Annotated in this window: 1 pseudogene; it reads left to right on the plus strand. The window is 38.4% G+C overall.

The features are described 5' to 3' along the window. Positions 1-424 (plus strand): annotated as a pseudogene (locus DF216_RS10540) (YfcC family protein); the annotation flags it as partial.

Here is a 424-nt window from a genome sequence, read left to right on the forward strand (position 1 = left end):
GATCTCATACAGTATCTGATAACAAAGAGAAAAAACGGTTTCGATTAAAAATGCCTGGTGCATTTACAATATTATTTATTTTAACCATTATTGCAGTGTTAGCAACTTGGATTGTGCCAGCAGGTGCGTATTCTAAGCTTTCTTATCATGCAGGAGCGCATGAATTTAAGATTGTCGATGCACATAATAAAACAACGACAGTCCCAGGGACACAAGATCAACTTGACAAATTAGGTGTCAAGATTGATGTGAACCAATTTAAATCAGGTGCTATCAATAAACCGATATCGATTCCTGGAACTTACGAGCGCTTGAAACAAAAGCCAGCGGGTCCCGATCAAATTACGACAAGTATGGTAAATGGAACGATTGAAGCTGTCGATGTCATGGTATTTATTCTTGTGCTTGGTGGTTTAATAGGCGT

The organism is Streptococcus oralis (genome assembly GCF_004127215.1).
In the GTDB taxonomy this organism is placed as follows: Bacteria; Bacillota; Bacilli; order Lactobacillales; family Streptococcaceae; genus Streptococcus; species Streptococcus oralis_BD.